This is a genomic window from Kitasatospora sp. NPDC058444 (assembly GCF_042721415.1).
GTDB lineage: Bacteria > Actinomycetota > Actinomycetes > Streptomycetales > Streptomycetaceae > Kitasatospora.
Map to the genome: position 1 here is coordinate 1 of NZ_JBHXLL010000087.1, position 6,318 is coordinate 6,318.

The window sequence follows — 6,318 nt, forward strand, 5'->3', positions numbered from 1 at the left end:
GCTCGGGGGTGCCGGTGAGCGCGTAGGCGGCGACGGCGGCCGCGGCCACCGCGATGGCGGCGGCGATCCCGGCCTTGGCGGCGGTGCCGAGGCCCTCGCCGGCCGCGGCGGCTCCCGCCCCGCCGGCGCCCGCTCCGGCCGAGCCGGCGGCACCCGCACCGGCCGCGGCCCCCGCGGACCCGGAGGCGGCGGCCGTCCCGGCGGCTGCCGCGCCACCGACGGCGGCGACACCGCCCACGGCGGCCGCGGCGGCGCTGAACCCACCGACGCCGATCCAGACGAGCACACCGCCGGGCAGCAGGGCGCGCAGTCCGGTGTTGATCTCGGTCAGTTCCAGGCAGGCGGCCGTGCAGCGGTCGCACTCCTTGAGGTGCCGGCCGACCTCCGCCGAGGCCCGCTTGCGCAGCGAGCCGCGCGCGTACGCCCCGAGCCGGTTGGCGTACGCCTCGCACGCCCTGTCCTGGCTGCCCGAGACGTGCGCCTGGAGGAACGCGGCGGCGAGCCGGTCGCGGGCCCGGTGGGCCTGGACGGCGGTGGCGTTGGCGGTCTTGCCGAGCATCACCGCGACGGTCTTCGGGGACTCCCGCTCGACCTCGGTGTGCCAGAGCACCACCCGGTCGTCCTCGGGCAGTTCGGCGTAGGCCTGCATGACCATCCGCTGGTCGGCCATCGCCATCGCCCAGGCGTCGGCGCCCGGGTCGGCGAGGTCGATGTCGACCACGGCGGCCGAGGTCTGCGCGAACACGGCGAAGTCGTCGACGAGTTGCTCGCGGCGCTCGCTGCGGTGCCAGGCGGCGGCGACGTTGCGCACCGCGGTCAGCAGGTACGCGCGGACGGCGAACTCGGGGCCCTTGCCCGCCCGCAGCGCCTGGAGGGTGCGGGCGAAGACCTCGCCCGCGAGGTCCTCGGCGGTGAAGTTGTCCCGGCAGCAGGTGCGCGCGTAGCGGCGCACCGAGTCGGCGTGCCGGCGGTAGATCTCCTCGTACGCGGTGTCGTCGCCGGCCCGCACCCGGGCGGTCAACTCGGCGTCGGAGGCGGGGCGCTCGCCGTCCACCGGATCGGCGGGGGCGGGTACGGTCGGCCGGGCGGTCCGGCCGTCGCCGGTGAACGGTTCGCCGACGAACGCCTCGGGGGCGACGCCGCCGCGGCCCGCCGGGGCCTGCCCGGGCACCCGGCCCGGGGGCAGTGCGGCGGCGGAGGCGGAGAGCGTCTCGCGGCTGGGCATCCCGGCCTGGTCGGGGACGTGTCCGGCGGCCGAACCGGCTGCGGCGCCCGGCACTTGGGCCGTTCCGCCGGCGCCGCTGAGACTGCAGGGGCCCGCGCTGGACCCGTCGACGGCATCACCGGAGAGGCCCCCGAAGTCGAGGCCGTACCCGTAGTCGTTCTGTTCCTCGGCGCTCACAACGGACCCCAGATTCCACGACAGCCCCCGTAGTGTGGCAGGGCGCGCGGGAGTGCGTAGGCGCACGGTTCCCCGAGGTACGGCGCCGACGGCGCGCGAACGGCGCGCATCGGGACATTGGCTCCAACCACGGGCAAAGGATGGCATAGCGCAGGGATCGGCGGAAGCCGGACCAGCCGCCTTCCACTCCTCCGAGGGGCCGTCGCGGGGGCGTTCGCCCAGCGTGGAGCACTGGGGTGTGCGACTCCCGCACCCGGCGCGCGCACCCGGGCCGCGCGCCGGTCCTCCCTCCAACTCCCCTACCCGCCGGGCGTGGCGGACCTGCCCGCCGACGGGCGTCAGCGCTCCCGCAGGCCGTCCAGCAGGATCTGCAGCAGCCGGTCCGAGGGCCCGGCGGACGGCTGGCCCTCCGTCTGCGGAGAATTCGGCGAGAAACCGCCGGCCGCCGGCGCGGAGACCGAGGGACGGGCCGCGTGCACCGGCACCGAGGCGGTCAGCACCAGCACCACGTCCGACACCGTGACGCCCGGCCGCAGTTCGCCCGCCGCACCGGCCCGCGCCACCAGGGCGGCCAGCAGCTGGAGCAGCAGCCGGGGATCGGCGTCGGCCGCCGAGGGCTCGACCACCCCGCCGGAGCGGGCCTCCTCGCCGCGCAGGTCGAAGCGGACCGCCGCGGGCGGTTCCGGCGCCCGCTGCTCGGGCACCCGGCCCAGCTCCTCCGCGTACCGGAACGCCTCCGGCGGCAGCAGCCGCCCGGCGCCGGTGGACACCGCGCGGGCCAGGTAGCCGGCCAGCGCGTCCCAGGCGCCGTCACCGCCGTACAGCGACTCCCGCGCCTGCGCGGTCAGCCACGCCACCTCCTCGGCGGCGATCCGCTGGACCAGCACCTCCTTGCTCGGGAAGCGCCGGTAGACGGTGCCGACCCCGACCCCGGCCCGGCGCGCGACCTCCTCCATCGGCGCGCCGTAGCCGAACTCGCCGAACACCTCGCGGGCCGCCCGCAGCACGCTCTCCAGGTTCCGCCGGGCGTCGACCCGCAACCGGGCCCCGGGCACGGGCACGGCGGCCGCCGCGGGCTCGGTCCGGTACGCCACCGTCGAGTACGCCGGCCCGCCCTGCGATGGCAGGTCCACCGGGCCGCGCTGCTCGGGGACCATGCCCGCTCCGGCCTGCGGTGCACCCGCCCGCCCCAACACCTGCTCCTGATCCATCATCCCAACTCTCCCCCGCAGGCGTCCGAATCCGGACCCTGTCGTCGCCCGCCCCTGCACCCCCCGGTGCAGCTCAGCCCGTCAGAAATGACCCGATGACCCATTGCTCGTGCCGCCCGTCCCGTTCCGGTGACCACGGTTCGTGCCGCCGTGCCGGGTCCACGTCCGGCTCGGCGCGTCGGCACCGTCCGGGGCCCTGTCCGGGAACTACCCTTCCCCGGATGACCGTCCCCCAGTCGGGTTCTCACGCCAACGCTGGAACTGGCCGTGATGGCCGCTCCACGGTGCGTCGCCGCCGATTGTCATGGCGACGGCCGCCCCGGTACACAATCCGACCATAGTTCACCACTCTCCGAGGCCGAAAGTGCGTCAGAAAGTCGCCCAGTAAGCACAACTGGCCACGGCGGTCACTCGTGTCGCACCCAGCCCCGTACGGACTGTGGACAAGACGACCCCCGCCGGTCCTTCATAGGGGGGCGTGATGGGGGACACCCCCGGCCGCGGGGCGGCCGGGACGAAACGTCGCATCGGCAGGAGGTGCACCATCAGGATCCTGATCGCCGGCGGCGGCTGCGCCGGAACGGCCGCCGCACTCCACCTCCAGCGCGCCCTGCGGGAACGGCTGCGGCGCGGAGAAGTGGAGATCACCGTCGTCGAGCCCCAGGCCTACTTCACCTACCACCCGCTGCTGGCCGAGGTGGCGGCCGGCTCGATCGACCCGAGACACGTGGTCGTCCCGCTGCGCCGGGTCCTGCCGGACTGCCGGGTGCTCACCGCCCGGATCACCCGGATCGAGCACGCCGCCCGGCGCGCCCTGGCCGACGCCGCGGGCCCCGGCGAACCCCCCGCGCCGGTCGAACTGCCCTACGACGTCCTGGTGGTGGCGCCCGGCTCGGTCTCCCGCACGGCACCGGTGCCCGGCCTCGCCGAACACGGCCTCGGCTTCTCCACCGTCGGCGAGGCGGTGGGCCTGCGCAACCACGTCCTGGAGCAGCTCGACCTCGCCTCCGCCACCCGCGACCCGGCGCTGCGCCAGTCCGCCCTCACCTTCGTCTTCGTCGGCGCCGGCTACGCGGGCGTCGGCGCGCTCGCCGAACTGGAGGACATGGCCCGCACCGCCGTGCGCGGCTACCACAACGTCCGCGCCGAGGACCTGCGCTGGGTGCTGGTCGAGGCGACCGGCCGGATCCTCGCCGGCGAGTCGCCCGAACTCGCCGCGCACACCCTCGGCGAACTGCGCGAACGCGGCGTCGACGTCCGGCTGCGCACCACCCTGGAGTCCGCCGCCGACCGGGTCGTGGCGCTCTCCGACGGCAGCCGCTTCGGCGCCCGCACCCTGGTCTGGACGGCGGGCGTGCGGCCGGCCCCGCTGCTGCGCGAGACCGACCTGCCGCTGGACACCCTCGGCCGGGTGCGATGTCTGGCGACCCTGCAGGCCGTCGGACCGGACGGCCGGGCCCTGCCCGGCGTCTGGGCGGCCGGCGACTGCGCCGCCGTGCCGGACCCGAACGCGGACGGCGCCCCCTGCGCCCCCAACGCCCAGCACGCCTTCGCCCAGGCCGAGCTGCTCGCCCGCAACGTCGTGGTCGCCCTGGAGGGCGGGCCGCACGCCCCGGGTCTGGCCGACTACCGGCCCGGCCCCGCCGCCTGCTCGACCTCGCTCGGCCTGCACCGGGCCGTCGCGCACACCCGGCGCGGCGGTCGGCTCACCGGCCGCCGGGCCTGGTGGCTGCACCGGGCCCGGCACCTGCGGCGGCTGCCGAGCGCCGAGCGCCGGGTGCGGGTGCTGATGGACTGGGTGCTCGGCGGGGTGTTCTCCCGGGAGGTGGTCTCGCTGGGCGCGATGGAGCACCCGCGTTCGGCCTTCGAGGGCGGGTTCGACCGGACGTCCGGCCGGCCCTCCGACGCCGGACCGGATGCCGCCCGGTGACCACGGCCGCCGGCCCGGGCCGACGTCCGACCGAGCGGCGGGCCGGAGGGTGGACCGGAGGACGGATCGGAGGACGGAACGGACGGCCACGCCGGGCGCGCGACTTCCGGAACCGGGCCTCCGCCTGACAGGATCAGCCCGACCTGGTCATTACCCCGTGTGCTGCTGCGCACACAAAAAGTGATGATATGCCTGGAAAACGAGGAAGCGGCCGTCGTTTGAACCTCATGCGCTGGAGCGCCCGGCTCGCCGGAGTCCCCTGGCGTGCCCTCCCGCCCAACGGGACCGGCACCGAGAACGGTGTGCCCTGCCCGGACGGCGTCGTCGTACCCGGACCCCGCGACCCGAGCGGCCCCGCCGCCACCGCCGAGCTCCCCGACCCGCACAAGCCGCAGAACCTGCGCGAGGTCCTCAACCGCATCCCGGCCCCGGTCGCCGTCACCTACGGCCCGCTCCACCAGCTCGGCTACGCCAACCGCGCCTACCGCGAACTCTTCGGCGAACGCCCCACCGGCCTGCCGGCGGCCGAGGCGCTTCCCGAACTCGCCACCATGGGCGTCCTGCCCCTGATGGACCAGGTCATCCGCGGCGGCCGCCCGCGCAGCGTCAAGGCCCGCTGCATCCTCGGCCTCACCGGCAACCGCTACTACAACGTCTCCTGCGTCCCGCTCGGCGCCGGGGAGAACGGCGACGCCCCCACCGAGGGCCCGCCCGCCGGCGTGCTGATCTTCGCCGCCGAGGTCACCGACCAGGTCCTCGCCGCCGCCCGCCTGCGCGAAGCCGAACGCCGCCAGCGCGAGGCCGCCGTCACCCTCCAGCGCAGCCTGCTCCCGCAGAAGCTCGACCAGCCGGCCGGCCTGCGGGTCGCCGCCACCTACCAGCCGGGCGGCGCCGAGGCCGCGGTCGGCGGCGACTGGTACGACGTCATCGCCATCGACGGCGGGCGCACCGCACTCGTCATCGGCGACGTCATGGGCCGCGGCCTGCGCGCCGCCGCCGTCATGGGCCAGCTGCGTACGGCCGTCCGCGCCTACGCCCGCCTCGACCTGCCGCCGCACGAGGTGATGCGCCTGCTCGACGGCCTCGCCATGGAGATCGACGCCAATCAGATCGCCACCTGCACCTACGCCGTCTGGGACCCGCGCCGCCGCACCCTCTCCTACGCCTCCGCCGGCCACCTTCCCGTACTCCTGCGCTGCCCGGACGGCACCATCCTGCGCAGCGAGGAGCAGAACGGCCCGCCGCTCGGCACCGGCGGCGGCCTGCACGTCTCCCACACCCTGCGCCTGCTCCCCGGTACGACCGGCGTCCTCTACACCGACGGACTGGTCGAGCGCCGGGACGAGGACATCGACCAGGGCCTCGACCTCCTGGCCCGCACCCTGACCGGAGCCGTCGGCGCCCCCGAGGTGATCTGCGCCCGGCTGCTGCGGGCGATGGGCGTGACCTCCGAGCACGACGACGACGTCGCCGTCCTGGCCTTCCAGCTGCCGGCGGAGGAGGGCCCCGAGAATTCGGTTGCGCCGGTTGACTCGACGGGTCCAGAGGTCTAGTGTTCTTCGAGCTGCCTGGCAGGGAGCACCGGACACGCATCCGCGCGGACGGTCCCGGGGCAGCCAATCCTCTGAAACACCACTTCCCGGTTCGGGCTGGGTCGCTTCGTCGTTTTCACGTTGCGGCCTGGTGCTTATTCGGCGTGCTCGTTTTATTGGGTTGCGGTCGGATTCGCTTTTCGGAGCGGGGATCGGCTAGAGTTTGAAACGTCGGACGGGGCG

At 75.5% G+C, this 6,318-nt stretch carries 3 protein-coding genes and 1 pseudogene; 2 read left to right on the forward strand and 2 right to left on the reverse strand.

From position 1 onward, the window contains the following. Window positions 1-1,402: sigma-70 family RNA polymerase sigma factor (locus ACFWP2_RS39385; RefSeq protein WP_380460925.1), on the reverse strand; the 1,402-nt coding region annotated here is incomplete at its 3' end. 338 nt (window positions 1,403-1,740) lie between these two features. Continuing rightward, window positions 1,741-2,616 (reverse strand): TetR/AcrR family transcriptional regulator, encoded by an 876-nt coding sequence (locus ACFWP2_RS39390; RefSeq protein ID WP_380460927.1) that lies wholly within the window; start codon window positions 2,614-2,616, stop codon window positions 1,741-1,743. A gap of 478 nt (window positions 2,617-3,094) precedes the next feature. On the opposite strand from ACFWP2_RS39390, the gene ACFWP2_RS39395 reads away from it, so the two are divergent. Both ACFWP2_RS39395 and ACFWP2_RS39400 read left to right on the forward strand, forming a co-directional pair. Continuing rightward, window positions 3,095-4,543: an NAD(P)/FAD-dependent oxidoreductase gene (locus ACFWP2_RS39395; protein ID WP_380460929.1), complete on the forward strand. Its 1,449-nt coding sequence runs from the start codon at window positions 3,095-3,097 to the stop codon at window positions 4,541-4,543. Window positions 4,544-4,761: 218 nt separating this feature from the next. After that, window positions 4,762-6,048 (forward strand): annotated as a pseudogene (locus ACFWP2_RS39400) (PP2C family protein-serine/threonine phosphatase); the annotation flags it as partial. Between the last annotated feature and the right edge of the window lie 270 nt (window positions 6,049-6,318).